Origin of the sequence: uncultured Rhodospira sp. (assembly GCF_937138205.1) — a bacterium.
GTDB lineage: Bacteria > Pseudomonadota > Alphaproteobacteria > Rhodospirillales > Rhodospirillaceae > Rhodospira.
Window position 1 is genome coordinate 33,093 of sequence record NZ_CAKZOT010000057.1, and the last position, 22,328, is coordinate 55,420.

Here is a 22,328-nt window from a genome sequence, read left to right on the forward strand (position 1 = left end):
ACGACGGGAGTGCCCTGGCTCGGGTCTTGTCGACATCGGATCGAGATCGCGCGAACGGTGTCGGCCGAACGTTCCGGATGGACAAGTCTGGACCGAGCGGCATTCTGCCGTATCCGGGGTGCCCAAACCGGTCACTCCGGGTTACGGCAGCGCCTTCCAGCTTCGGCGGTGGGGATGGGCCATGTCGGCCAATTCGGGCGGCGAAAGCACCACCACCGCATCGCCCCAGGTGTACAGGTGCCAAGCCATCTCCAGCAGGCCGCCGGCGCGGAAGCGAACGATCAGGGATCCGTCCGGCTGATCCTCCAGCGTCTGGTCCGGGTGGAAGACGAAGGCCTTGGCTTCGGCGGCGGCCTCAGGGGCGAACCGCCACACCACATCAACGGGGTCTTCCTGGAACACCCCGAAGGCCCGGCGCGCGAATGCGCCCAGGTCGAAGTCAGGATCGCGTTCGGCCGGCTGGTCCAGCGGCTCGATGGCCGCGATGCGCGGCAAGCTGAAGGTCCGCACGCCCTCGACCGCCGGCTCGCTCTGGCGGCCGACCAGATAATGCCGGTGACCGTGCAGCACACCATAGGGATGCACGATGCGCGCCGTCGGCGTCGGATCGCGGCGCGAACCGTAGGTCAGGCGCACGGCGACCCCGGCTTTCAGTGCCTCGCGCAGGGTGGTCACGATCTCTGGGTTCAGGTAAGGGCGCGGTCCCGGGCGGCAGGCCAGCCCTTCGGCCTCCAGGAGGGCTTCCAGGTCCGGCTCGACCCGGCGTGCGTGCGCGATAGGCATGAGAGCCTTCAGCTTGGCCGCCAACGCCGCCAGTGTGGCGGCCTCCACCGTGCGGTTCTGGTCCTCCATCAGGCGGACGGCGGATTCCAGCACGGCGAGGTCGTCGGCCGGCACGGACACCAGCCGGTCCAGCGTGCCCGGCGGGATGTGCCAACGTTTCTGACGGTCCTCACCCTCGGTCTCGACGGCCTGGGGAAAGACGCGCAACACCGCGTCCTTCATGCGCATGGCGGTGCGGCGGGCGACGCCGAATCGATCCTGGATCTGGCGCAGGGTGACGCCGGAACGCGCCGCCTGCATGTCCAGGGCCAGGGTCAGCAGGGTCTCGCCATTTTCATGGCGCATCGCGGTGGGGTCCTGGTGACGGCGTGGAACGGAAGGCGAACATGTGTGACCGTTTCTGACTCCCTCATGGACGCATATGATGGGGATCGGGATATCGGGAGCCCCCGGATATGGAGTCCGCGCCCATGCCGAAGCCTTCGCGTATCGGCGCCCTGCTGCTGCCGGCCGGACACCTGTGGCTGCGGCGCCGGGACGGCATACTGGTGCTACCGCCCTGGCAAGGACGCCTGCGCGCGGCTTGGGTGACCGAGACTGGCACACCGCAGGCGTTCACGCAAAGGGTGGTTTTGTTCGACCGACGCGGTGTCTGGCTGTGGCCGTCGCCGCTGCTGCATGACGATGCGGAAGCAGGGGGCCACGCCGACTACGCCGCCTTCTTCGCGGCGATCCCTGTCGCGGCGCGGTTGCGCATGGCCGGGGAGGCCGTGGATGTCGATCCGGCTACGAGCACGATACCGGAGACCTCATAGAGTTTGGTGGGCCATAGGTTAACCAGGACCATCCCCAAGGCGGGTGAGGCGACGGTACCAATATGCCAGGACGGGGTCTGAAATTCAGGCATCCGACGGCACGGATCGGCTCAGAGGTCCGCCAAAACATCCCCCCGCCTGCTTCCCCCATGCTTCCCCGGGTTTCGCGCACGAAAAAGGGCGCCCCCTGTTGGGTCTTTGGGGCGCCCTGCAAAGTCTTGATTTTGCTTCGGAAAAACTGGAGCGGGCGATGAGATTCGAACTCACGACCCCAACCTTGGCAAGGTTGTGCTCTACCCCTGAGCTACGCCCGCATCCTGGGTCGGACACGCCGCCCGCCGGCCCCCACGAAACGCGACCGGGGACGGGCCGTGCCCGTCGAGGTGCGCGACTATACTCGGCTGGCCGCCCAATGCAACAGGGAATTTTCGACCCGCGTCGGGGTCCTGCGCCGCCGCCCGCGCCGCTGCTCGCGCCGCCCCCTGCACACCCAGCCGGCGCACCCATCCCGCCGGCGCGGGCCGGGGCCGAGACCACTTGCCTCGCGCCCCCGTCCCGACCAAGTATGGGCGCAGGATCACGTCTTCGGCCGCTGCCGGGCGCGGTATCGCTCCGCATCGCCCCCGCCAACCGGCCCGGACACCACCAAGATACCAAACACCACTAAGACACCAACACGGGCAAGACACACAAAAAAACGGGACGCACCATGGCACTGATTCTGGATGGCGAGAGCACCACCGTCGGCACCGCGGCCCCCGCGGCCGGCGGCGATCTCATTAAGGACGGCACCACCGAAAGCTTCATGGCCGACGTCATCGAGGCGTCGAACCACGTTCCGGTGGTGGTGGACTTCTGGGCGCCCTGGTGCGGCCCGTGCAAGACCCTCGGCCCGATGCTGGAGAAGCTGGTGCGGCAGATGGGCGGCGCCGTACGCATGGTCAAGATCAACGTCGACGAGAACCAGCAACTGGCGGCGCAGCTGCGCGTCCAGTCGGTTCCCACGGTGTACGGCTTCCGCCAGGGCCGGCCGATCGATGCCTTCGCCGGTGCGTTGCCGGAAAGCCAGATCAAACAGTTCCTGAAGACCCTGACCCACGGCGCGACCAATACCGTCGACGCCCTGCTGGAGCAGGCGCGCGAAGCGATGGACGGCGGCGACTTCGAGGGCGCCCTGGGGCTGTACCAGCAGGTCCTGCAAGCCGACCAGGGCAACACGAAAGCGATCGCCGGCTATCTGCGCGCCCTGGTCGGCAACGGCCAGTCCGGCGACGCGGCCCAGATCCTCGCCCAGTTGCCCGCCGAACTGCTGGCGGATCCGGACATCGCCGCGGCCAAGACCAAGCTGGAGCTGTCCCAGGAGAGCGCCGGACCGGTGACCGACCTGAAGGCACGGGTCGAGGCCGACCCCGACGACCACCAGGCGCGCTATGACCTGGCCAACGCGCTCTATGCCGCCGACCGCACCGAGGAAGCGGTCGATGAACTGCTAGAGCTGTTCCGCCGCGACCGGGCCTGGAACGAGGACGCGGCGCGTCAGCGCCTGTTGAAGATCTTCGAGGCCCTGGGTCCCGGTCATCCGGTGGCCGCCAAGGGCCGGCGCCGCCTGTCGGCGCTGATTTTTGCCTGACCCCTTCACGCCTGACCCCTTCACGCCTGACCCCTTCACGAAAGACCCCACGGCATGGTGCGGACGTTCCAGCCCCGGTTCGACGAACTGCCGGACACGGTGCCTGTGTTTCCCCTGACCGGCGCCCTGCTCCTGCCCGGCGGGCGGTTGCCGCTCAACATCTTCGAGCCGCGCTACCTCAGCATGGTGGAGGACGCGCTGGCCGCCGGCCGTCTGATGGCCATGGTGCAACCGCGCGGCGACGAGGCGGAAACGCAGGAGGCGACTCCGGCTCTGTACGACGTGGGCTGCCTGGGCCGGATCATCTCGTTCGAGGAAACGCCGGACGGCCGCCTGTTGATCACCCTGCTGGGCCTGAACCGGTGCCGCCTGGGCGAGGAACTGCCGCTGACCCGGGGCTATCGCCGCGTGCGGGCGGACTATGCGCCGTATCCGCGCGACCTGGACGACACGGCGCCCGTCGACATCAACCGCGACAAGCTGTTCGCCGCGCTGAAGCCGTTCGCCGCCGGGCACGGCCTGTCCTTCAACTGGGACATCATGCGCGAGGTGGAGACGCGCCCGCTGATCACATCGCTGGCCATGGCCTGCCCGTTCGAGCCGCGCGAGAAGCAGGCCCTGTTGGAGGCCGAAACGCCGCAGGCGCGGGCCGAGCTGATGCTGGCGCTGCTGGAAATGGGGGCCATCGGCGCGACGGCCGGGGGCGGCGCGCGGCAGTAGGCAGGCGGACGGCCGCCGCGTCTTGCCCGGCGCGCGGGGTCGTGCCATGTCTTGCCTCCGCCAAACAGACACACCGAACCCCGACAGGAGACCCCGCGCCATGCCCCGCACGCTGTTCGACAAGATTTGGGCCAGCCACCTGATCGAGCGTCAGGACGACGGCACCTGCCTGATCTATATCGACCGGCACATGGTGCACGAGGTCACCAGCCCGCAGGCGTTCGAGGGCTTGCGCCTGGCCAAGCGCACGGTGCGAGCACCCAAGGCGACTCTGGCGGTGGCGGACCACAACGTGCCGACCACCGACCGCGCCGCCGGCATCGCCGACCCGGAAAGCGCCTTGCAGGTGCAGACGCTGGAGGACAACTGCCGCGATTTCGGCGTGCAGTACCTGTCCATGGCCGACGTTCGCCAGGGCATCGTGCACATCGTCGGGCCGGAGCAGGGCTTCACGCTGCCCGGCGCCACCATCGTCTGCGGCGATTCGCACACCTCGACGCACGGCGCGTTCGGCGCCCTGGCCTTCGGCATCGGCACGTCGGAGGTCGAGCACGTGCTGGCCACCCAGACCCTGCGCCAGAGCCCGGCGAAGAACATGCGCGTGCTGGTCAAGGGCCAAGTCGGTACCGGGGTGACCGCCAAGGACATTGTCCTGGCCATCATCGGCCGTATCGGCACCGCTGGCGGCACCGGCCATGTCATCGAATACGCCGGCGAGGCCATCCAGGCGCTGTCCATGGAAGGCCGCATGACGGTCTGCAACATGAGCATCGAGGCGGGCGCGCGGGCCGGCCTGATCGCCCCGGACGAGACCACGTTCGCCTACATCAAGGGCCGGCCCATGGCGCCCAAGGGCGCGGCGTGGGAAGCGGCCGTGTCCTGGTGGAAGACGTTGCACTCCGATCCCGACGCCACGTTCGACAAGGAGGTGGTGATCGACGCGGCCGACATCGCGCCGCAGGTGACCTGGGGCACCAGCCCGGAGAACGTGTTGCCCATCACCGCCGCCGTGCCCGACCCGGCGGCCGAATCCGATCCCAACCGCCGCGCCGCCATCGAACGATCCCTGGCCTACATGGGCCTGACCCCGGGCACCAGGCTGACCGACATCCCCGTCGACCGCGTGTTCATCGGCTCGTGCACCAACGGCCGAATCGAGGACCTGCGTGCCGCCGCCGCCCTGGCCAAGGGGCGCAAGGTCGCCGACGGCGTCGGCGCCATGGTGGTGCCGGGCTCCGGCCTGGTGAAGGAGCAGGCCGAGGAGGAAGGCCTGGACCGCGTGTTCCTGGAGGCCGGCTTCGAATGGCGCGAGCCGGGCTGTTCCATGTGCCTGGCCATGAACGCCGACCGGCTGGAACCGGGCGAGCGCTGCGCGTCGACCTCCAACCGCAACTTCGAGGGCCGTCAGGGGCGCGGCGGCCGCACCCACCTGATGAGCCCGGAAATGGCCGTCGCCGCCGCCGTGACCGGGCGTCTGGCCGACGCGCGAGAGCTGGGGTGACGGCGGAGCGGCTTGCTTGACGGCACTCCGCTCTCGGCGTACTTTTTTGACCATAGGCCGCGACCGCGACACTTTCGACCCGGCCAAGGATCGCGCGAACCAGGAAAAGCACGGGGTCTCACTCTCGTTGCTGGGGGCCGTCCTGGCGGGTGAAACCGTGACGTTCCCCGACGAACGGCGAGGATACGGGGAAATCCGCTTCATCACCTTCGGCTATGTCCAAGGGCGCCTTCACGTCGCGGTCTGGACCCAACGCGGCGACACGCTCCGAGCCATCAGCGTTCGAAAGGCCAATGCCAGGGAGCAGAAAAGATATGGATGACGACCTCCCCGACGACTGGGACGACAATCCCGACTGGAGCGCGTACACCCCCCGCCCCCTGACGGACGGCGAACTTCTGATCGTCGCCCGCGCCAAGCTGGGCCTGACCCAGCAGGCGGCGGCGGACCTTCTCGGCATTTCCGTCGCCACCCTGCGCAACTGGGAGCAGAAGCGGACCAAGCCCGAGGGGCCGGGGCGGGTCCTGATCCGCCTGCTCTACGAGCATCCGACCGAGATCCGCGACTGGCTGTCGGCGGCGTGACAGGCTGCCCACGCTTGCGGCGAACCCGCTGTGCGACTAGGATCCGCCGCCAAGCCGCCCGCCGGGCCGGCCATCCGACAACCGGCCCGCATGATCCCCGGGCCCCAGGGAGAGAGACCGACCCATGACCACAGCGACCCTGACTCACGACACCCTTGCCAAGGCCCTGTGGCCGACCCGCGCCGATGCCGGCCCGCTGTCGCCGGTGCTGCGCGCCGTTCTGCTGACCGTGGCCGGCAGCCTGCTGCTGACCCTGTCGGCGAAGATCCAGGTGCCCATGTGGCCGGTGCCCATGACCATGCAGACCTTCGCCGTGCTGGTGATCGGCGCCGCGCTGGGCTGGCGCCTGGGGGCCGCCGCCGTGCTGCTGTATCTGGCCGAGGGCGCGTTCGGCCTGCCGGTGTTCGCCAACACGCCGGAGCGCGGCATCGGGCTGGCCTACATGATGGGTCCCACCGGTGGCTACCTGATCGGGTTCCTGGTCTCCGCCACCGTGCTGGGCTGGCTGGCCGAGCGCGGCTGGGACCGCTCCGTCGTCGGCACCCTGGGCGGCATGACCCTGGGCACCGCCCTCATCTTCGGCTGCGGCTACGCCTATCTGTCCACGCTGATCGGCCCCGAGGCCGCCTGGAGCGCCGGTGTGCTGCCGTTCCTGGTGGGCGCGGCCTTGAAGATCGCGCTGGCGGCGGCGGTGCTGCCGATGGCCTGGACGCTGGTGAACCGGCGCGGCGGCTGATCACGGCCCTCGCCCCTTTGTGCCGACGGCCTGGCCCCCCGCGCGGGGGCCAGCGCTGTTGGACCGCTCATCCTTGGGATATGAGGTCAAGCGTTGGCGCGGGAGCAAGATATGGGCAGGGAAACCGAGTTGCCGAAAGAGGAGGGCGAAGAGAAAGGCGAAGCGTCGACCCTAAAGTACATTGATTTTTTGAGTAGCGTCGCCCCGGACAGGGTATGCCATGTATGCGGACACGATAAGTTTGTTGCGTGTCTTTCCCAGCATGGCCCACAAACATTTCGCGTCACGATTCCTGAACAGGATCGCCATCCGTTTGAAGACGGCTCGGAACCGAGACTGGATTGCTACGCACACTTCTGCGACAGATGCGGCACGGTGACGTTCACGCTTAAGCAGCTTGTCGAGGAACGCACTCATGGCGACGTATAGGGGGGAAAACGTCGTCCCCTTGGCCAACGTTCATCATCCCGGTGGTGGCGATGGCGGTGGAGGTGACATGGACGAGCGCGTCGGGCGACTTGAAGTGGACATGAGGGACGTCAAGGCCGTGTTGAACGACACGGTCGTTCCCGTTTTGGCGCGCATCGATGAACGCCTGAACCACACGGCGACAAAGGCCGAATTGCAGGGGGTCCGTGCCGATCTTGACGGAAAAATCGCCGACCTCGACCACAAGATGGACGGCAAGCTGAACGATCTTGAACGCACGATCGACGGGAAGTTGACTGATCTCGAAGGCAGATGGAACGACAAGCTAGCCAATCTTGAGGGTCGATTGAGTGGAACGCTAACTGATCTCGAGGGCAGATGGAACGACAAGCTAGCCGGTCTCGAGGTTCGGTGGAACGACAGGCTGACCGATCTCCATGTCAGGCTCGCGGAAAAGCCCGGCAAGGGCTTCATCGTGGGCACCGCGCTCACCATCGTCGTCGGCGGGATCACCTTGATTGCCGCGACCATCGCGGGGATGCAGTACTTGCAGACACATTTCTGAACGGAACCGCCGTTGGGCGCATGGCTGTGTTCTCGATGGCCATGATGACGCTCCCGCGGCGACCCGCCATGCCGCACCCCTCACCAGTCCATCGGTGGCGGCGCCAGCGAACGCTGAGCACGCCTTGGACCCTCGCGCCGAAACGGCACACCAAGAGCATTCGGTCTTCTAACGACCCGCCGGCCTTATCGCCAAGGCCGCATTTCAGATACGCAGACGCGAGAAGGACTTCTTTTATGACCGACGACCAGGTGCCCGAATCGCATGGCAAGACGGACGAAAAACCCCGCCTCGTGGTCCGGCCGGCGGAGATCGGCGACATCGAGGCCATTCGCGCCCTGTGCGCCAAGGTCTATCCGGACGTCGCGCCCTACAGTAGCGGGCACCTGCGCGGCCAGATGCAGAACTTCCCCGACGGGCAGTTCGTGGCCGTGTTCGAGGGGCGCATCGTCGGTTACTGCGCCACCTTTCGCATCGGCGAGGCGGCCGCCTTCGCCCCCCACACCTGGATGGAGATCACCGGTGGCGGGCTGGCCTCGCGCCACGATCCGGACGGCGACTGGCTGTACGGCATGGAGGTCTTCGTCGATCCGGCCTATCGGGGCTATCGCATCGGCCAGCGTCTGTATGGCCAGCGCAAGGCGCTGTGCCAGCGTCTGGGGCTGAAGGGCATTGTCTTCGGCGGGCGCCTGCCGGGGCTGCGTCGGCGCATCAAGAAGGTCGGCTCGGCCGAGGCCTATGTGCAGGCGGTGCGCGAGCGCACCATGCGCGACCCGGTGCTGTCCTTCCAGATGCGCAACGGCTTCGAGCCGATCGGCGTGCTGTCCGGCTATTTGCCGTCGGACAAGGACTCCATGGGCTATGCCGCGCATCTGGTGTGGCGCAATCCGAAGTTCAGCGGCGACCAGGGCGGCGGCCGCCCGGCGCGCCCGCGCTACTCCCAACGCACGGTGCGCGTCTCCATCGTGCAGTACCAGCAACGCCGGGTGCGCTCGTTCGAGGAGTTCGGCCACAACGTCGAGTACTTCGTCGACGTGGTGGCGGACTACCGGGCCGATTTCGTGGTGTTCCCGGAGCTGTTCACGCTGCAACTCCTGTCCATCGAGAACCAGCGCATTCCGGCCTCCGAGGCCATCGCCACCCTGACCCGCTACACCGAGCCGCTGAAGGAACTGCTCAGCCGGCTGGCGGTCAGCTACAACATCAACATCATCGGCGGCTCGCATCCGACCATGAGCGAGTCCGGCGAGATCCTGAACATCTGCTATGTCTGCCTGCGCGACGGCTCGGTGCACCAGCAGGTCAAGATCCACCCGACGCCCAACGAGCGCTTCTGGTGGAACATCGAGGGCGGCGACCGCGTCGACACCATCATGACCGACTGCGGACCGATCGGCGTGCTGATCTGTTATGACGCCGAGTTTCCGGAACTGCCCCGGCATCTGGTGGACCAGGGGGCGCAGATCCTGTTCGTGCCGTTCTGCACCGACGAGCGCCAGAGCTACCTGCGGGTGCGGTATTGCTGTCAGGCGCGGGCGGTCGAGAACCAGTGCTACGTCGTGCTGTCCGGCAACGTGGGCAACCTGCCCAACGTCGAGAACATGGACATCCAGTACGCCCAGAGCTGCATTCTCACGCCGTGCGACATGCCGTTCGCCCGCGACGGCATCGCCGCCGACACCTCGCCCAACGTGGAAATGGTGGCCTTCGCCGACCTGCGCATGGAAGATCTCGCCGCCGCCCGCCAGAACGGCACGGTGCAGAACCTGCGCGACCGCCGGTTCGATCTGTATTCGGTGGCGTGGAACAGGAAGGGGTAGGACGGCGCCCCCCGTGCCTTTTGGCTCAGCCGACGCCGGGTTCGCCATCCTGGACCTGGTCCGACAAAGCATTGGCCTCGAAGAACTGCTGCAAATGCTTATCCTTGAAGTGTGTCGCGATCTTCAGGTCCTCGGCCACGCTGCCGAAGTACGACGACCACCTGTCGCTGTTCCGTCAGGCCGAGATCCTGGCCTGCCACGGCGCCGATATCCCACGCTTGACCCTCATCGACTGGTGCGCCCAGGGTGTGGCGACGCTACGGCAGGGTAATCGCTCGAACCATTCAAAACTTCGGGGGATTTCCCAACCGAATATGTGAATCCTGAGGGGCCGTCCGGAAAGTCTCGAAGACCACAATATGTGGGGTGCCGGTCCCCAGAACGAACACCGTCCATGGTACCCATAAGGGCTTTCCGGACAGACACTTAGAGGTCGATGGCTTCTGACGCGCTTTGACAGATGCACGATACCATCGTTTCCGCCAGGAACTAATGATTGCGTTTTTTGGCATGATTTCAATCGGCTCTTGTCCTGACTTGTCAGGACAAGAGCCACACGCCATCCCTCGCTATTGATTGGACGTCTCGGCGACCCTCTCGCGCGCGGTCGCAAGGGCGTCGCGTGCGTCCTGGATCCCCAGGAAGGGTTCTTCGGCGTTCACAGCCGTCTCAAGGTGCGTCACAGCGCCAGCGGCATCGCCCAGCATGAGGTGGGCCTGGCCGAGGTGGAAATGGGCTTCGGCCAGATCGTTGTCGAGGGCGACAGCGCGTTCCAGAAAGGCCTGGGCCTGGCGGGCATCGCCAAGGCGGAGCAGAACCGCGCCGATCGTATCGAGAAGATACGGATTCTCGGTGCGTTGGAACGGATCGAGTAGCTCTTTCGCCCGTTCCAACTCGGCGGTGTTGTCCGGCTCCAGGCTGGCAAGCAACGAGGCGTAGTTGTTCACGGCCAGGGCATTGTCAGGCTGCAGTTCCACCAGTGTCCGGAAGGTGTCCAGGGCTTCGCCGTGCGCCTCCAGTTCCGAGAACATCCCCCCGAGTTCGGCCAGGAGTCGCGGGTTTTCCGGGTTCGCTGCCAACCCCTCTTCCAACGTGGCCACGGCGTCCTCCTGTGCGCCGAGCGCCCAGTGTGCCTTTGCCAGGCCGACATACGGCGATGGGGCATCGGGGCGCAACCGCACGGCCTCCGCATAACTGGCCTTGGCCGCTTCGGTCTCTCCTTCCCGCATCAACAGATCGCCCTGCAGCGAGGCCGGGAAGGCATTCTCGGGCTGTTCGGTCCGGATGGCCTCCAGGTGATCCAAGGCGCGCTCTGTTTGGCCTGCGGCGACCAACGCATCGACACCGCCTGAAATTGCGGCCGTCGATTGGGGCGCGGCGGCCCGGACGGCTTCGAAGCCCTCGAACGCGTCCTCGAACCGGTCCTGGGTGAACCGCAAACGCGCCAAAAGCAGGCTGGCCAGGTTTTCCTGGTTTGGCAGGTCCCGCAAGGCCGCAATCGCCGCCTCGGCCCTGTCCCCCCAGCCCTGGCCGGTCGCCAGTGTCGCCTTGGCCGCCAACAGATTTGGGGAGTCCGGCTCCGCTTCCAACGCTTGGTTCAAGGTTTCGAGGGCGCGCTCCGGGTCCCCCTGGCGGGCCTGGAGTGAGGCGAGCGTCCCCAGTGCCGCGGCGTCTTCCGGCGCGACGTCGACGAGCCGGGTGAGTGTCTGCGTGGCGAGGGCTTCGTTGCCCTGCGCCAACTCGGCCCGGGCAAGAAGGCGCAGCGCCTCCGCATTGTCCGGATTGCCGCGCAGAACGGTGCGCAGGTCGGAAATGGCAGCCTCGATGTTTCCATCCGCCAGGTTGATCGATCCCTGAACGAATCGGGCACCGCTGTTTTCAGGATCGGTCGCCAGGACCTCGGCGATCAGCTCTTCCGCCGCGGCGCGGTTGCCGTTTGTCAGTTCGAGCCGTGCAAGCGATGTCCTAGCGTTCAAGCCGTCCTCTTCCAAACCGGAACGATCGATAACCGCGCGCAATGTGTCGCGCGCGGCGTCCGCCTGGTCTGTCTGGAAAAGGGCCTCGGCCAGCGCGAACCGATAGGTATTGACATCCGGCTCCGCCGCGATGGCGTCCCGCAGTTCCTCGATCGCGGCCTCGCTGCCTTCTGCCCGCCCGCGTACCGTTGCCAGGAGCAGCCGAGGATCGGATCCGCCGACGTCATCTTCGATGGCCTGACGCAGAACCTGTATGGCGGCGTCCGTCTCTCCCCGCCGCAACAGGAACTGCGCCAGTTCCCGACGGGGCGCGAACTCCTCGGGATGGCGCCCAATGATGTCGCGAAACTTTGCGTCCGCCTCGTCGTAGCGTTGTGCTGCCATCAACATTTGCAGGGACAGCCGGTGGAGCTTGTCGCTGTCGGGCAGGCGTTCCAGCGCTTGATTGACCAAGTCGATCGCCTGATCCTGCTCGCCTCGGCCGCTGAGAACGCCGGCCAGAATGGAGACGGCACCCTCGGAGGCCGGGTCCGCGTCGAGAACGCCCCGGGCCAGTCGCTCGGCTTCGTCCAGATTGCCTTCCTTCAGGGCGATGCCGGCGCCCAGGACTTGGACCTCGCGGTTTTCAGGCGCCAGGGTCATCAACTCTTCATACTGGTCCTTGGCCCGCTCGACCTGCTCCGCCAGGAGCAAGTACTGGGCAATGCGCAAGCGCGAAGGAACGTGGGTCTCATCAAGTTGCGCAACGGTCCGAAAGAGTTTAAAGGCACTTTCGAAATCCGCGTCCTGTTCCGCAATCAGTCCCAGATAATATCGACTCTCAATGTGCTTGGGCTCGATCTGGAGGACATTTCGGAATTCAACGCCTGCCCGGGCGTAATCGCCCGACTCATAGAGCTCTATGCCACGAGACAGGTATTCGCTTTGGCGGCTTTCCGCATCGCCGCAGGCCACGACGCTCAGGGAGAGGACGAGGGAAAGAATCCCAACCCCAAGAACCTGGCGGACTTTGGAAAAGATCTCGGCGACAGGCGTTGAAAGAGCGTCCATTGCTTTGGCGATCCTGTGTCTGGGTCGGTCCCAAAAATGGCACGGCCCGCGTTTGGTGGCGTGCACAGGCCCGACGGATGAGCCCGAAATCCGTGTTGCATCATGCGGGTCCGCGCCGGTTCCTTTGACGGTGAGGCGACACCGCCGTTCGGGTGTTTGTCCGAGTTCGCGGTGAAAACGTGGCAACGGCCGACGCGTCCTGCTGTGTCGGCGAATGGCAGCGCCCTTGCGTGCGTGCGGAACAATGAGCAGACGAGCGTCAACGGAGGCGTTCCGATCCGATGCGTCCACCGACATCACCCCAGACTGTCCGTGTCGAACCCCGTCCGATGTCCCGCGCGTACAATGGCAATCGTAGGTCAGCGGCCTCCCAACCGAGGCGGCTCCACCGCGCCCCGAAGGACAGACCGAGTTTGAACTCAGCCAGCCGGAGCACCCGAGTGATGCTTAAGATGCCTGACACTACCTGCGTTCACGCCGTGTTTCAACCGCCGGGGCGGGCGCCCGTCGTCGACGTCCGCGCGCGGGTGGGCGTTCATGCCAAGGCGCCTCTGACTGAATGCAGATTGCGGCAAGGTCCGATGATCCCCATAATGGAAGTGCGAATAGAGCCGACGGATGCGATGGAATTGTTTGTCGATTTGCAACAAATTCGGTTTGTCGGCCGTGCGAAAGGGCCTTTTGTTGTTGAATGATGCGTGACTGCAGGGCGGGCGCCATCGGCCTCTATCTGACGCCACGACGATGCCGCAAACGCCAGGTAAAAAAAGAGGGATGGGCCCCGACAAGGGATGGATCCCGGTCAAGTAAGGCGGACGATGAGCACGAGCACCTACGACGAACAGCCGCAGGCAATGAACATCGACATCGGCGCCATCTGGCGAATGGTGCTCCGGCGGTTCTGGCTGTTCGTGATCCCGTTGGTCGTGTTCGGTAGCCTGTCCCTTCTCGTGGCCAAACTGCTGCCGCCGACATACTTGTCGTCCGGGCTGATTGTGATCGAACAACCGAACGTGCCGCCTGACCTCATTGAATCTACGGTGCGGAGTCTGGCGGCTGAGCGGATCGAGTTGATAAAGCAAAGATTTGTTGCGACAGACAATCTGGTTTCTTTGATTCGGGAACACGATCTGTATTCGTGGCGGCGCGAGACCGAAACGCTGACCCAGTTGGCAGAAGAAATGCGTGATGATATCGATGTCAATCTTATTCAACAGAGTTTCGGTCGACAGATATTCACTGTCGCTTTTCGCGTTGGCTTCAAGTATAGATCTCCGCAGAAGGCGAAGGCTATTGCCGACGTTCTTGCCTCTTGGTACCTGAGCGAGAACGCGCGGACGCGGCAGGAGCGAGCTCAGGAAACAAAGGCTTTTCTTGCACAGGAGACAAGGGCCGCTGAACAGGAAGTGGAACGCCTCGAGAACCGCATTGCGGAGTGGAAGAAACAGTACGGCAGGCGACTTCCGGAACAACAGCCCTTTATGCGAGAGCAGCTTGATGAGTTGCGCCGTCAACGACGTGACATCGGCATTCGTCTCGAAGTCCTGGAAACAGAAAAGGCTAGCTTGGAAGCGCGATTGGAAAGCCTGCGCAATGCGCCTGCCATCGGGGGTGGTACTGGATCGGCGGAGGCGGCGCGCCTTGCCGAGATGCTGGAGAGCTTGCGCAGCCAGCGAGTGGCGTTGTCGACAACGGTGACTGAAAAGCACCCAGATCTTGTGCGTTTGAACCGGCAGATTGCAGAAGTCGAAGCGCAACTGGAAGAACTCCCCAATACCGGAGGATCGACATCGGCCACGGCCGGTCGCGGGCGCGACCCGGTGCGCGAGGAGGAACTGGAACTGCGCGTCGAGTCGCTCAACCGCACGATCATGGCGATCACGCGAGGACAGGCTTCCGCAGAGGCGGATATCAAGGATCTTGAGGAAGGTTTGGCGGAAAGCGCGCGCATCAGCGATGAATACCAGGCATTGTTGCGGGAACATCAGAACGCAGTGCAAGATTTCAATCTCTTGCGTCGGAAACTTCTGGACGCGGAGATGGGGGCGTCCCTGGAACTGAGCCAGAAATCGGAACGGTTCACGCTGGTCGACCCGCCGCAGATGCCAAGGTCGCGCGAAGGGATACCTCCGATCATGGTGGCGCTCGGCGGCATTGTCGCGTCGGCCGGTCTTGGTGTCATGGCAATGGTCGGAACTGAATTGCTGGATACCCGTTTGCGCAGTTCGAAAAAGGTCGAGAAACTGGTTGGTTTGGAGCCGCTCGTTGTGATTCCCGAGATCACAACACGCCGCGAGAGGCTGGTCCGATGGTCGTTACGCATTTTTATTGTGTTGGCGATCATCGGTGCTATCGCGGGAGCGGCATTCTATGTCCATACCCGAGTGATGCCTTTGGACATCCTTTACATCGTGTTGGAGCGGAAGATTCAGACCCAATTGAATGCGTTGGGTTTGTAAGCCAGGAAGGCGAACATGGAAAAGATCCAAAAGGCTCTTCAGAAATCGCTCTCGTCTGAAGAGGCCCGGGCGCGGAGCGGTGGGCTGCCCTCCTGGCCTCAACGGACGTCGACTGAGACCCCGGATCCACAGGTTGTCCCGGCCGGCGCGCCGAAACGGCGTGCCGCCGATCCGGCCGAGATTTCCTACACCAGGACCCGTGTTGCCCCAATTTCCGAAAAGGTACTTGAAAAACGGCGCCTGATCGCCGGGTTGGAGGATCACGCCCTCACGGATACGTTTCGTATTTTGCGCACGCGGGTGCTCAACCGCATGGAGGAACGCGGATATCGGACCCTTGGGGTCGTGAGCTCCGTAGGCCAGGAGGGAAAGAGCCTCGTGGCCAGCAACCTGGCCCTTAGCCTGGCGAACATCCTGACCCGCACGGTGCTGCTGGTGGACCTCGATTTGCGGGCACCGAGTGTGCATTCGTATTTCGGCATCGATCCCGAACCGGGCCTGCTTGGGTATCTGCGCGAAGGCCGCGAGTTGTCCGCGTGCCTGGTGAACCCTGGGATCGATCGGCTCGTATTGCTGCCGAACGGTCGGCCGGTGAGAAGCTCGTCCGAACTCCTGACAATGCCGCGGATGCTTGGTCTGTCTCGCGAACTGCGAGAGACCTATAAGGACCGCGTCATCATCTACGATTTGCCGCCCCTGTTGCACACCGACGATGCCCTCGCTTTTCTCCAGTATTTGGACTGTTGCCTGTTGGTCACGAGTGAGGGGCACACGAAGGAGCACGAACTGAAACAGGCCGTCACCCTGCTCAAGGGCTATCCACTGATCGGGACCGTTGTGAACCGCTCGTCCGAGAGCCCGAAGCATGTCAAGAAGAGCCGGATGACGCGTATGACTCGCTGAATCCGCAGTCGGAGCAGACAGAGTCGTCGTTCGTGCCGTGCCGCGCCATGCCCCATTCCATTTTGGCGGGGACTCTTTGGTGGGTTGGGGACGGTCAATGGTTCTTGTGACCTGGCCGGACGGACACCTGATTGGACACGAAGACGCGGAAAGGTCGCCGAATGTATGCCTCACACTTCGGACTGCAGCGAAAGCCGTTTTCATTGCAGCCCGACGCCTCTTTCATGTACATGGGGCGGCGGCACAAGCTTGCATTTCATCTTCTACAATATGGCTTGCTTGATGGAACGGCCTTGTCGGTCATCACCGGTGAGATCGGCGCCGGCAAAACGACCCTGATTCAATATCTGACGCGGACGATTGTCGACGATATTGAAATGGGGATCGTCACGCATACGCATTCGAACTTTGGCCACATCATGCGGTCGATCGCCGGGGCCTTCGGCATTCCCGGGTCCGATGTTGACTATCATTCGCTTTACGAACGCTTCGTCGCGCGCCTGCGGGAGATCTACCAGTCCGGCAAGCGCGCGGTGCTGGTGATCGACGAGGCCCAGAACCTGTCCGTCGATACGCTCGAAGAAATGCGGATGCTGCTCAACATCAACACCGGAGAACACGTTGTGCTCCAGGTGATTCTTGTGGGGCAGCCGCAACTGCTCGAAATGCTCAAACGGCCGGAACTGGTTCAGCTTGTGCAGCGGATCGGGATTAGCCATCACCTTGAAACCCTGGACGTTCAGGAAACGATGGCCTACATCCGCCACCGGCTAAGGCTTGCCGGGGCCACCCGCGACGTCTTCAACGACCTTGCGTGTGCGGCCGTTCACTATTTCTCGAACGGCACGCCCCGCCTGATCAATCAGTTGTGCGATTTCGCGCTGGTCTATGCCTATAGCGACGACCATGAGGCCGTCACGTTTGAAACCGTCTTCGAGGTGGCGGAGACGCGCCTTGGAAGCGGGCTGAGCGCGTTGCGACCGCTCCCGGCGGGAGGCTCCGCCGAGAGCCTCAAGCAGCAATTGATGGGGCAACTCTATGGATCGCCTCAGCGAACAGGGTCGGCGCCAAGGGCGGTGCAGACGGGCACCGACGGAACGTCATCCTGACACCGCCCCCTGGCGTCACGCCATCCCCAGGGCGCTGGGGTCCGTTTGCACCGGCACGCCCCAGATGTCGGCGGCGTAGTCGGCCACCGTGACATCGCTGGAGAACCGGCCCATGCGGGCGACGTTGAGGATGGCCTTGCGGGTCCACTCGTCTTTGTCCAGGAACGCCTGGCCGACCCGCTCTTGGCAGGCGATGTAGTCGGCGTAGTCGGCCAGCAGCAGGTAGTAGTCGCCGTGCCGCGTCAGGCTGTCGACGATCAGGCGGTAGCGGTCGGGCTCGCCGTGGCTGAAACCGCCCTGGCCGATCATGTCCAGCACGGCCCGGAGTTCCGGGTTGCCCGTGTAGTGCCGCCAGGGATCGTGTCCGCCGTGATGGCGTAGTCGCTCGGCCTTCTCCACAGGCAGGCCGAAGAAAAAGATGTTCTCCTCGCCCACTTCCTCGCCGATCTCGACATTGGCGCCGTCGCGAGTGCCGATGGTCAGCGCGCCGTTCAGCGCCAGTTTCATGTTGCCGGTGCCGGATGCCTCGGTGCCGGCGGTCGAGATCTGCTCGGACAGGTCGGCGGCGGGGATGATGTGTTCGGCGACCGAGACATTGTAGTCCGGCACGAACACCAGGCGCAGGCGATCGCTGGTCTCCGGATCGGCGTTGATGACGCGGGCGACGTCGTGAATCAGGCGGATGATCAGCTTGGCCATGTGATAGGCCGGGGCCGCTTTGCCCGCGATGATGACCGTGCGTGGTGGTGTATCTCCGGCGCGGCCCTCCTTCAGCCGCAGGTACAGCGTCACGACGTGCAGCACGTTCAGGAGTTGGCGTTTGTACTCGTGGATGCGCTTGACCTGCACGTCGAACAGCGTGTCGGGGTCGAGTTCGATGCCCAGCCGCGCGTCGATGTAGCGGCACAGGGCCTCCTTGTTGGCGTGCTTGACGGCGCGGAACTCTTCACAGAAGGCGGCGTCCTCGGCCAGCGGCAGCAGACCGCGCAGGTCCTCTAGGCTCGCCACCCATCGCTCGCCCAGGTGCCGCGTGATCAGCGCCGACAGCGGCTGGTTGGCCGACAGCAGCCAGCGCCGGGGCGTGATGCCGTTGGTCTTGTTGACGATGCGGCCCGGGAACTCGGCATTCAGGTCGGCGAAGATGCCGGCGCGCATCAGGTTGGTGTGCAGCGCGGCCACGCCGTTGACCCGGTGGCTGCCGACGAAGGCGAGGTGCGCCATGCGCACGCGGCGGCCGCCGCCCTCGTCGATCATCGACAGGCGGGCGAGGCGGGCGTCGTCCGGCTGCTTGGCGCGCGCCCGGACCCCTTCCAGGAACCGGTGGTTGATCTCGTAGATGATTTCCATGTGCCGGGGCAGCATCTCGCTGATCAGCCCCACCGGCCATGTCTCCAGCGCCTCCGGCAGCAGGGTGTGGTTGGTGTAGGCGAAGGTGCCGGTGCAGATGGCCCAGGCCTCGTCCCATCCCAGGTCATGCTCGTCCAAAAGGATGCGCATCAGCTCCGGCACCGCCAGGGCGGGGTGGGTGTCGTTGAGTTGGATGGCGACCTTGCGGGGGAAGGTGGTGAAATCGTCGTGCGTGGACAGGAAGCGCCGCACGATGTCGCGCAGCGAGGCGGCAACGAAAAAGTACTCCTGCTTCAGGCGCAGCGCCTTGCCCACGCTGGTGGAGTCGTCCGGATACAGCACGTGCGACAGGCTTTCGGAGAAGCTCTGTTCGGCCACGGCGTTGATGTAGTCGCCCTGGTTGAAGCGGCGCAGGTCGAAGTCGCGCGACGCCTGGGCCGACCACAGGCGGATGGAGTTGACGGTCCAGCAGCCGTGTCCGGCCACCATCAGGTCGTGCGCCTGGGCCAACACTTCCTCGCCGTCGATCCAGCGGCGGGTGGGGTGACCGTGCGGCCCCGGCGTGGTTTCGGTGCGGCCGAAAAAGCGGACGGGCACCGACAGGTCCGGCCGGTCGAAGGCCCAGACGTTGCCGTGGCGCAACCAGCGTTCGGGCAACTCCACCTGCTGGCCGTCCTCGATATATTGCGAGAACATACCGTAGTCGTAGTAGATGCCGTAGCCGTGCGCCGGAATGGCCAGCGTCGTCATGCTTTCCATCAGGCACGCGGCCAGCCGGCCCAGGCCGCCGTTGCCGAGGGCCGCCTCCGGTTCGCAGTCGCGGATGGCCTCGAAATCGAGCCCCATGTCGGCCAGCGTGTGGCGGGCGAGGTCGAGCGTTCCCGTGGCCAAAAGGTTGGTCGACAGGGACCGGCCGACCAGGAACTCCATGGAGAGGTAGTAGACCCGCTTGGAGTCGTGAGCATAGGCGCGGTAGGTGCTGTCCATCCAGGTTTCGACCATCAGGTCGCGGGTCGACAGGGCCAGGGCCATGTACCAGTCAAGCGCCGTGCTGCCCACCGCGCCCTTGCCCAGGGAATGCCTGAGGTGGTTATGCAGGCGGCGCTTCAGGCCGTCGATATCGTCTCGCGATGGCGCCGGGCCGCTGCCCTTCAGGGCTGGCCGCGATACTGCGTCGTCCGCCATGTTCTTCCCTCTCGAACGCCGATGAATGCTTGCCACCGGTGCCATGACCCTATCCCCGCTGCGGCCGGAGATCATCCGTGACGTGCCCGTGGATCCTCGGTCAGGTGTGTGTGCAGCGCCGCCCGCACGGGGTCCGGCATGGGCATCGACCGGCCGGCGTTGGTGTCGGCCCAGACGCAGACGTTCTCCGCCGTGCCGAAACAGGCCTCGCCGATGAACAGGCCCTGACCGATGACGCAGGACGTCCGGCCGATGCGCAACACGCGCGAGCCGATGTCGACGTCGGCCGGGTACTGGGCGACGCTGAGGAAGTCCAGGATCAGCCTGGCGATGACCCAGCCGGTTCCGCTGCCGTCGGTCGACCCGGGCGTCAGCGCCTCCAGGAAATCGACGCGGCCGGATTCCAGATAGATGGCGAAGGAGACGTTGTTGACGTGCCCAAGACGGTCGAGGTCCTGGAACCGAACGATATCCCGGGTCCAGAAGCGGTACGCGGCCCTGTCGCGCGGGCCGGGCATCGCCGCGGCCTCGGTATGGCGCTCGCTCCCTTCGGGGGCACGAGGGGCGACGGGCAGGAAGCGCGGCGAACGATGGACCATGCGGGACCTCGGCGGTCAGGGGTGTCCGGACCGGCGCGGGCGGTCGGGACCTGCCGGTGATCATTACTCCCTCCCAGGGAGGTCCCGCAACGTGCTCCTGCACGCGATCACGTGGCGCGACGCCTGCCACGCCGCGTCCGGCCAAGCCTAATCGCTCTTGTATGCACCGGATGGCGACAAGCGAACGCTATCGGTTCGGCGCCAACGCGCCGTCAACCACGCGATAGGCCTGTGGAATCCGCGAAACCAACCGCCAGGTCCTGTCGCCGAGGATATCGTAGCGTTCCACCGCATAGCCCGCCTCGTCATGCCGAAGGCGGATGACGGCGCGCGCGGCGAACAGGTCCGCCTCGCGCCGCCATAGCGTGGCATGGGGTGGGTCGGGTGGTGCCCGTTCGGGGTAGTCAGCGGCGGCGTCGACGTCGTCCGGTGGCGGCCCGTCCGCCCGCCAAAGTGGCACCCAGGTTTCGGCGCCATCTCGGGTGTGATAGGCTTGGTGTCCGCCGCCGAACGGGACTTCTGAGAACACGATCAGACCATGGCGGTGATCGAACATGCGGAAAAGGGCGACGCCGCTCAGCGTGTCGAGGTCTTCGAGGGGGATAGCGCACCACGTGCGCGCTGCGTCGCGGCTGCGCAGCACGTAAAGGGGCTCTTCAGCGCCTTCTTGCCCCAGGCTGACGATCCCCCAAACCGAGGTCCCGCCATCCGCCACGAGGTGTCCCAGGTCTGCGCCGTGAAACCGTAGCGGAATGGTCGACCAGGTTTGGCCGCCGTCAGCCGACGTCAGCAGCACCGGATGCACCGTGTTGCCGGGATCGCGGAAGGCCCCGGCCAGGACCACCGTCTGTGGCGGCAGCGACACCATCTCGTTCAGATCCAGGTGGATCTCACCGTCGTAGCTGGCGTAATCGAAGGTCTCAGGCAAAGGGTGGCACGGAGCCTCGCGCGCGGCGGCCCCGGGTACCAGGACAAGGCCCGCCGTCAGCAAGGCCGTGGCTGCCAGGATGCGTCGTGTGGCCGCCGAGAGCCGTTTCATTGGTCCGTTCATAGGTAGTTGGACATAAAATCGAACTTGTACTTGTTCCGCTTCAGAGCTTGAACAAACTGGAGCAACTGCTGCCGGTCCGTGATGCCTTCCATTTCGCTCTTTGACGCCCGAAACATCGTATCATGCATCAGAACAATGCATTTGTCGGGCTTCTGGGTCCCGCCGGCTCGGCCCAGGCTCGACGCAATTTGGCGAACCAGATCACTGGCGCGCTGATCGGGATGGCCGGCGCCCTCGGCGGCCGAGGCCCCCGTGCGGCGCCACTCAACATCCCAGCCAAAGATACGATAGCCATTCTGCGCCAGACGGTTCGCTGCGGCGCCGCTGTCCGAACCGTTGGTCGGATCGGTGCGGACGATGGTGCCAGCGCGCCAAGTATTGCGCCCGGGCAGCCGCGCATCAATGGGGGTGCCGGTTATCCCAAGCGTTTTGGTGGCCTTTTTGAACCCTTTAAGGACGGCCTCCGCATCCTTGTAGTATCCGGTGTGGTTGCCACCTGCGTGTGTATAGCTGTGATTGGCAACCTGAACGAAGCCACTGCTGTGAGCGTCTTGGAGAACGCCACGCCGCCAGTCCGACGAGACATGCTCCCCGACCATGAACAAGGTGCCCTTGACCTGTTCGGCGTTCAAGACGGCAATCACGTCACCGGCTTATTCACTTGGCTCCGGTAACCCCAACATGGGTTGCTGGACAGGTGTTTCATCGTACCAGATCGCGCCTCTACCGGAGCCAAGTGAATAAGCCTTTCACGTCATCCGTGCCCGCCAACGGTCCGTCGTCGAAAGTCAGGTAAATCGTTGCTGTTTTCGGTTTATCTTCGGCCAAGTCTGAAACCTTTTGGCGTGCGTCTAAGAGCCAACTCTCCTCACTGCGTCTACCACTCGCCCTTTACCTTTTGAGCCGTCGGCGCGAGAACTTTCCAAGTATGAACCATCACACCATCAAGGATACCTCGGACGGGGTCGCGAGGCAAGCGCTATGGTGTTTGATTGTCATGAGACACACCGAAGGGTCACGGTGAGGCGTTGCCCGTCGGGCCGTAGGATGTCCGAGCTGTCCGGAT

At 64.8% G+C, this 22,328-nt stretch carries 19 protein-coding genes and 1 tRNA gene; 13 read left to right on the plus strand and 7 right to left on the minus strand.

Annotated features, from left to right (window positions below; translation table 11 throughout):
• Positions 1-141 precede the first annotated feature (141 nt).
• Positions 142-1,128, minus strand: a complete 987-nt coding sequence (locus Q0309_RS07520; RefSeq protein WP_299439104.1) for a WYL domain-containing protein — start codon at positions 1,126-1,128, stop codon at positions 142-144.
• Positions 1,129-1,253: 125 nt separating this feature from the next.
• On the opposite strand from Q0309_RS07520, the gene Q0309_RS07525 reads away from it, so the two are divergent.
• A complete protein-coding gene (locus Q0309_RS07525; RefSeq protein ID WP_299439106.1) occupies positions 1,254-1,598 on the plus strand; it encodes a hypothetical protein in 345 nt (114 codons plus the stop codon).
• Between the two features lie 239 nt (positions 1,599-1,837).
• Here the strand turns inward: Q0309_RS07525 and Q0309_RS07530 are convergent.
• A tRNA-Gly gene (locus tag Q0309_RS07530) sits at positions 1,838-1,912 on the minus strand.
• A gap of 395 nt (positions 1,913-2,307) precedes the next feature.
• On the opposite strand from Q0309_RS07530, the gene trxA reads away from it, so the two are divergent.
• From trxA to Q0309_RS07570, 8 genes are all read left to right on the plus strand, one after another.
• Entirely contained in the window at positions 2,308-3,228 is a 921-nt protein-coding gene (gene trxA / locus Q0309_RS07535) for a thioredoxin (protein WP_299439108.1), read from the plus strand.
• Between the two features lie 54 nt (positions 3,229-3,282).
• Positions 3,283-3,948, plus strand: a complete 666-nt coding sequence (locus Q0309_RS07540; RefSeq protein ID WP_299439110.1) for an LON peptidase substrate-binding domain-containing protein — start codon at positions 3,283-3,285, stop codon at positions 3,946-3,948.
• 100 nt (positions 3,949-4,048) lie between these two features.
• Positions 4,049-5,449, plus strand: a complete 1,401-nt coding sequence (gene leuC / locus Q0309_RS07545; RefSeq protein WP_299439112.1) for a 3-isopropylmalate dehydratase large subunit — start codon at positions 4,049-4,051, stop codon at positions 5,447-5,449.
• 16 nt (positions 5,450-5,465) lie between these two features.
• Positions 5,466-5,771: a BrnT family toxin gene (locus Q0309_RS07550; RefSeq protein ID WP_299439114.1), complete on the plus strand. Its 306-nt coding sequence runs from the start codon at positions 5,466-5,468 to the stop codon at positions 5,769-5,771.
• A complete protein-coding gene (locus Q0309_RS07555; protein ID WP_299439116.1) occupies positions 5,764-6,033 on the plus strand; it encodes a helix-turn-helix domain-containing protein in 270 nt (89 codons plus the stop codon). The genes Q0309_RS07550 and Q0309_RS07555 overlap by 8 nt, the downstream gene beginning before the upstream one ends.
• A 124-nt stretch (positions 6,034-6,157) precedes the next feature.
• On the plus strand, positions 6,158-6,769 hold the full coding sequence (locus Q0309_RS07560) for a biotin transporter BioY (protein WP_299439118.1): 612 nt from the start codon (positions 6,158-6,160) through the stop codon (positions 6,767-6,769).
• 415 nt (positions 6,770-7,184) lie between these two features.
• On the plus strand, positions 7,185-7,763 hold the full coding sequence (locus tag Q0309_RS07565; RefSeq protein WP_299439120.1) for a hypothetical protein: 579 nt from the start codon (positions 7,185-7,187) through the stop codon (positions 7,761-7,763).
• A 236-nt stretch (positions 7,764-7,999) separates the two neighbouring features.
• Positions 8,000-9,583, plus strand: a complete 1,584-nt coding sequence (locus Q0309_RS07570) for a bifunctional GNAT family N-acetyltransferase/carbon-nitrogen hydrolase family protein (protein WP_299439122.1) — start codon at positions 8,000-8,002, stop codon at positions 9,581-9,583.
• A 569-nt stretch (positions 9,584-10,152) separates the two neighbouring features.
• Here the strand turns inward: Q0309_RS07570 and Q0309_RS07575 are convergent.
• Positions 10,153-12,609: a tetratricopeptide repeat protein gene (locus Q0309_RS07575; protein WP_299439124.1), complete on the minus strand. Its 2,457-nt coding sequence runs from the start codon at positions 12,607-12,609 to the stop codon at positions 10,153-10,155.
• A 452-nt stretch (positions 12,610-13,061) separates the two neighbouring features.
• Between Q0309_RS07575 and Q0309_RS07580 the strand changes: the two genes are divergently transcribed.
• The 4 genes from Q0309_RS07580 (at position 13,062) to Q0309_RS07595 (ending at position 17,080) form a co-directional block, all read left to right on the plus strand.
• Positions 13,062-13,304 carry a hypothetical protein gene (locus Q0309_RS07580; RefSeq protein ID WP_299439126.1) on the plus strand — a complete coding sequence of 81 codons (243 nt, stop codon included), beginning with the start codon at positions 13,062-13,064 and terminating at the stop codon, positions 13,302-13,304.
• A 123-nt stretch (positions 13,305-13,427) separates the two neighbouring features.
• Entirely contained in the window at positions 13,428-15,068 is a 1,641-nt protein-coding gene (locus Q0309_RS07585) for a Wzz/FepE/Etk N-terminal domain-containing protein (RefSeq protein ID WP_299439128.1), read from the plus strand.
• Between the two features lie 15 nt (positions 15,069-15,083).
• Complete coding sequence (locus Q0309_RS07590) at positions 15,084-15,971, plus strand: CpsD/CapB family tyrosine-protein kinase (protein WP_299439130.1); 888 nt, start codon at positions 15,084-15,086, stop codon at positions 15,969-15,971.
• 131 nt (positions 15,972-16,102) lie between these two features.
• On the plus strand, positions 16,103-17,080 hold the full coding sequence (locus Q0309_RS07595; RefSeq protein ID WP_299439132.1) for an AAA family ATPase: 978 nt from the start codon (positions 16,103-16,105) through the stop codon (positions 17,078-17,080).
• Between the two features lie 15 nt (positions 17,081-17,095).
• Here the strand turns inward: Q0309_RS07595 and Q0309_RS07600 are convergent, their stop codons facing one another.
• From Q0309_RS07600 to Q0309_RS07615, 4 genes are all read right to left on the minus strand, one after another.
• On the minus strand, positions 17,096-19,612 hold the full coding sequence (locus Q0309_RS07600) for a glycogen/starch/alpha-glucan phosphorylase (protein WP_299439134.1): 2,517 nt from the start codon (positions 19,610-19,612) through the stop codon (positions 17,096-17,098).
• Between the two features lie 71 nt (positions 19,613-19,683).
• Complete coding sequence (locus tag Q0309_RS07605) at positions 19,684-20,211, minus strand: thioesterase family protein (protein WP_299439136.1); 528 nt, start codon at positions 20,209-20,211, stop codon at positions 19,684-19,686.
• 187 nt (positions 20,212-20,398) lie between these two features.
• The gene (locus Q0309_RS07610) at positions 20,399-21,202 is read right to left on the minus strand and encodes a hypothetical protein (protein ID WP_299439138.1); all 804 of its coding nucleotides are present in this window, start codon (positions 21,200-21,202) and stop codon (positions 20,399-20,401) included.
• Positions 21,203-21,258: 56 nt separating this feature from the next.
• On the minus strand, positions 21,259-21,906 hold the full coding sequence (locus Q0309_RS07615; protein WP_299439140.1) for a polysaccharide deacetylase family protein: 648 nt from the start codon (positions 21,904-21,906) through the stop codon (positions 21,259-21,261).
• Between the last annotated feature and the right edge of the window lie 422 nt (positions 21,907-22,328).

What these genes read in the sequence shown, in the direction of transcription:
- Q0309_RS07520 (WP_299439104.1), bottom strand. Translation starts at nt 1,128, where the DNA reads ATGCGCCATGAAAATGGCGAGACCCTGCTGACCCTGGCCCTGGACATG.
- Q0309_RS07525 (WP_299439106.1), top strand. Translation starts at nt 1,254, where the DNA reads ATGCCGAAGCCTTCGCGTATCGGCGCCCTGCTGCTGCCGGCCGGACAC.
- trxA (WP_299439108.1), top strand. Translation starts at nt 2,308, where the DNA reads ATGGCACTGATTCTGGATGGCGAGAGCACCACCGTCGGCACCGCGGCC.
- Q0309_RS07540 (WP_299439110.1), top strand. Translation starts at nt 3,283, where the DNA reads ATGGTGCGGACGTTCCAGCCCCGGTTCGACGAACTGCCGGACACGGTG.
- leuC (WP_299439112.1), top strand. Translation starts at nt 4,049, where the DNA reads ATGCCCCGCACGCTGTTCGACAAGATTTGGGCCAGCCACCTGATCGAG.
- Q0309_RS07555 (WP_299439116.1), top strand. Translation starts at nt 5,764, where the DNA reads ATGGATGACGACCTCCCCGACGACTGGGACGACAATCCCGACTGGAGC.
- Q0309_RS07560 (WP_299439118.1), top strand. Translation starts at nt 6,158, where the DNA reads ATGACCACAGCGACCCTGACTCACGACACCCTTGCCAAGGCCCTGTGG.
- Q0309_RS07565 (WP_299439120.1), top strand. Translation starts at nt 7,185, where the DNA reads ATGGCGACGTATAGGGGGGAAAACGTCGTCCCCTTGGCCAACGTTCAT.
- Q0309_RS07570 (WP_299439122.1), top strand. Translation starts at nt 8,000, where the DNA reads ATGACCGACGACCAGGTGCCCGAATCGCATGGCAAGACGGACGAAAAA.
- Q0309_RS07575 (WP_299439124.1), bottom strand. Translation starts at nt 12,609, where the DNA reads ATGGACGCTCTTTCAACGCCTGTCGCCGAGATCTTTTCCAAAGTCCGC.
- Q0309_RS07580 (WP_299439126.1), top strand. Translation starts at nt 13,062, where the DNA reads ATGCCTGACACTACCTGCGTTCACGCCGTGTTTCAACCGCCGGGGCGG.
- Q0309_RS07585 (WP_299439128.1), top strand. Translation starts at nt 13,428, where the DNA reads ATGAGCACGAGCACCTACGACGAACAGCCGCAGGCAATGAACATCGAC.
- Q0309_RS07590 (WP_299439130.1), top strand. Translation starts at nt 15,084, where the DNA reads ATGGAAAAGATCCAAAAGGCTCTTCAGAAATCGCTCTCGTCTGAAGAG.
- Q0309_RS07600 (WP_299439134.1), bottom strand. Translation starts at nt 19,612, where the DNA reads ATGGCGGACGACGCAGTATCGCGGCCAGCCCTGAAGGGCAGCGGCCCG.
- Q0309_RS07605 (WP_299439136.1), bottom strand. Translation starts at nt 20,211, where the DNA reads ATGGTCCATCGTTCGCCGCGCTTCCTGCCCGTCGCCCCTCGTGCCCCC.